Below are 3388 nucleotides of genomic sequence, written 5' to 3' on the forward strand. Positions count from 1 at the left end.
GCATCGAGCGGCGGCGGATCGCGTGGCGTCAGTGCCGGCGGCAATCTGGGCAGCACCAGCACAGGCGTGTCGACAAGCGTGGGCGCCGCCGCCGCGGGCGACGATCCTTCCGCCGTCAGCGGATCGGCTGCCTCTGCGCAGAACCCGGCCGCGGTGCCGACAGCCCCTGCTTTGGCCAAAAGCGCGACGCAGACCATTGTGCTGCCTCCAGTGCTGAGGCCCTCCAGATCCGCCGGCGGCGACCTCCGGCGGGTCACCAAAGGCTATCGCATCGCGCCGCTGTCACCTCCGAAGGCGATACCCGGCACGCCGGCCGCCGTAGTGCGCGCCTGTCGCGCCGCGATCGCGGCGGCCGCCAAGCCCCTCGGCGCCGTGCGTGTTTACACGGTCAGCGCCGGCCCCTTGCGTCAACGCCGAAGCGGGCTCAACGCGCCGATCGAGGTGCGCATAGACTATGACGGGCGGGGCGGCATCGAAGTGAGGCAGGCGAAAGTCGGCTGTCGCCTAAATGCGAAGGGCGCGGTCACCGCGGTGATTTAGGCAAAGGCACAACGGCCGTTGCCATCCTTCCTGCCGGTTGCAACCTCGGCGGTTGGCATTTCCCCGCCCCACAAGGTGGGGAAGAGGTGGCTCGGCGCAGCCGAGACGGAGCGGGGGAGCGCCATATCCGATAACCCTGCCGACCGCAGGCGCGGACCTCAGCCGGCTGCAGACAAGGCGCCCGCGCTTCGGCTAGAGTTCCGCCGGGCGCAAAAAAATCGTCGAAGGGGAGCATCGCGATGAACGAAGTCAGGCCGATCGCCGAGATCGCCAGCTATCACGCCCATATCTACTACGGCGGGGAGGCCGAGCGGCAGCATGCCGAATGGCTGCGCCAGCGCATCGCAGAGCGCTTCCGCGTGCGCCTGGGCAACTGGCGCGACGAGCCGGTCGGCCCGCACCAGCAAGCCATGTACCAGGTCTCCTTCGCCACCGAGATCTTTGCCACGCTGGTTCCCTGGCTGATGCTGAACCACGGCGGCCTGAGCATCCTCATCCATCCCAACACCACCAACCCCAAGCGCGACCACCTTATCGACCCGATCTGGATCGGCCGGGCACTGCCGGTGAAGGGCGACGTGCTTGGCGAGGAGGACGAGGCAGAGGAAGCGCTGGAGGTGAATACCGAGCCGACGCTGGGGGTGTGAGGGGGGGCGCGGCGATCTCGTCACGATGGCGTGAGAGGCGGCTGGCCGGCGGAGTTGTCGATTGACTGACCAATCGCGGTGTGGCGAATTCGCGCTGATGGTTCCCTTCGGGGATCAAAAGGGAACGCGGTGCGGAGAAATCCAAAGCCGTGGCTGCCCCCGCAACTGTAAGCGGCATGCCGGTTTCACGATGCCACTGGCTGCATGGGCCGGGAAGGCGAAAGCGGCGGGAATCCGCGAGCCAGGAGACCTGCCATCATGGACGTCAAAGCAGAACATCGGACGGGGTGATCCGGTGTGCGCGCCTGGCCGGAGGGCGGGGCGAGTTCCCTGCAATGACAGGCAACGTCAAAGGCAGAACCATGCTGATCCAACTATCGAAAATGCTGAACAAAACCGCGCCGGACCTGAAGGCCAGGCTGATTACAATCTACGGGGCGCTCGCCATTCTCAACGTCGGGGCGTGGCTGTGGGCTTTCGTCGCCTTCCACGACAAGCCGACATTGCTTGGCGTCGCTCTCGTCATTTATGGCCTCGGCTTGCGCCATGCCGTCGATGCCGACCACATAGCGGCCATCGACAATGTCACGCGCAAGCTGATGCAGAACGGCAAACGGCCGGTCTCCGTCGGCTTCTTTTTCGCACTCGGCCATTCGACGATCGTCGTCATCGTCGCTGCGGCTATCGCGGCGGCAACGTCCCTGCTCGGCCGTTTCCAGAGCCTTCAGGAGATTGGCGGCACGATCAGTACCGGCGTTTCCGCACTCTTCCTGCTCGCCATCGCGGCGATGAACATCGTCATCTTCTTCTCGATCTACAGAAGTTATCGGCGGGTGCGGGCCGGTGGGCCGTTTGTCGAGGAGGACCTGGACCTGCTGCTCAACAATCGCGGCTTCCTGGCGCGCGTCTTCCGCCCGATGTTCCGGCTGGTGTCGCGCAGCTGGCACATGTTCCCACTTGGTTTCCTATTCGGCCTTGGTTTCGACACCGCGACCGAAGTCGCCATGTTCGGCGTGTCCGCGGCACAAGCGGCCAAGGGCGTGCCGTTCGAAGCCATTCTGGTCTTCCCGGTGCTTTTCGCGGCCGGTATGTCACTGGTCGACACGACCGATGGTGTGATGATGCTCGGCGCCTATGAGTGGGCCTTCGTCAAGCCGATCCGCAAACTGTACTACAACATGACGATCACCCTGGTGTCGGTCCTTGTCGCAGTACTGATCGGCGGCATCGAGGCGCTCGGCCTGATCGGTGACAAGCTCGGTCTGTCGGGCGGCTTCTGGAACGGCGTCGGCACGCTCAACGACAATTTCAACAATCTGGGCTTCGCCATTATCGGCATCTTCATCGCCGCCTGGGCGATCTCCTACCTCGTCTACAAGGCCAAGGGGCTGGATGATGTGGAGAGCGCATCCGCAGCAAAGAATTCATAAACCGCCGGCTGCGGCTGGCTGCAGCAGACCAGCCGCATCTCTCTGCCATCAGACGCCGGCGGGCTGCCAGCCTGCCTCCTTGAATGCCTCGGCATCGGGAAGCCGATGACGGCAAAGGTCGATCGCCGCCCCGTCAGCGGTGCTCGCCTTGACATTTTTGTTCCTATTTTGTTCACTGTTGGCCAGACAGCAACAGGAGATAGCCGGCCCGTGCGCACGCGCTTCAAAGGCATGCTGAGGACCCGTAGCCCAAGCCTTTGGAAGTGTGACGGAATTCTGCGCTTGGATAAGCCAGGGGTTAAGGCCTGGGATAAGTCCCATAATCCATAAGCCAGTATCCAGTCCAAATATCCAGAGTCCAGAACAGAAAAGCTGGCGCTTTTCTGTTCTAAAAAAGCGGGGAAGGGGAAAGCAAAAATGGGAGCAGCGCAAGCCATTCGGCGTACGGCGCTACGGCGAGGGCTCGGCGGCGCCAGCGAGCTTCCGACGTGGCGGCGAGCCGCCCTGTTCGGTCTCCCAGGATGCAACCGGCCTCACGTCAGCCCGGCGATCTGCTCATCGGGGTCGAGCTCCGCCCCGCCGGCGACGACCACGTTGGCGAGCGGCGCCGAGAGCGTCCAGCGAACGAGGCCGGGCAGCCGTTCCATGCAGGCGCTGCCGGAGAGGCTGGTGGGGACGACGCGCTGGAGAACGACGCTGCCGAAGCCTTTGTGCGGCTTGGCATCGGCGGCCGCGGCCGGTTCGGAAAAATGTTCCTCCCAGACCAGCTCG

The 3388-nt window shown here is 64.2% G+C and carries 2 protein-coding genes, 2 pseudogenes and 1 riboswitch; of the genes and pseudogenes, 3 read left to right on the forward strand and 1 reads right to left on the reverse strand.

Annotation, left to right across the window (positions count from 1 at the left end):
• The 3 genes and pseudogenes from EOA75_RS27975 to EOA75_RS27985 form a co-directional block, all read left to right on the forward strand.
• Positions 1–540 (forward strand): annotated as a pseudogene (locus tag EOA75_RS27975) (hypothetical protein); the annotation flags it as partial.
• 239 nt (positions 541–779) lie between these two features.
• Positions 780–1187, forward strand: coding sequence for a DOPA 4,5-dioxygenase family protein (locus EOA75_RS27980; RefSeq protein WP_095802577.1), 408 nt, complete (start codon positions 780–782; stop codon positions 1185–1187).
• Positions 1188–1268: 81 nt separating this feature from the next.
• Positions 1269–1460: riboswitch (cobalamin riboswitch) on the forward strand.
• 89 nt (positions 1461–1549) lie between these two features.
• Positions 1550–2617, forward strand: coding sequence for a HoxN/HupN/NixA family nickel/cobalt transporter (locus EOA75_RS27985; protein WP_127325683.1), 1068 nt, complete (start codon positions 1550–1552; stop codon positions 2615–2617).
• A 533-nt stretch (positions 2618–3150) separates the two neighbouring features.
• Here EOA75_RS27985 and EOA75_RS34255 read toward each other — a convergent pair.
• A pseudogene (locus EOA75_RS34255) lies at positions 3151–3388 on the reverse strand (histidine kinase); the annotation flags it as partial.

The sequence above is a fragment of the Mesorhizobium sp. M1A.F.Ca.IN.022.07.1.1 genome, assembly GCF_003997575.1.
Lineage (GTDB): Bacteria > Pseudomonadota > Alphaproteobacteria > Rhizobiales > Rhizobiaceae > Mesorhizobium.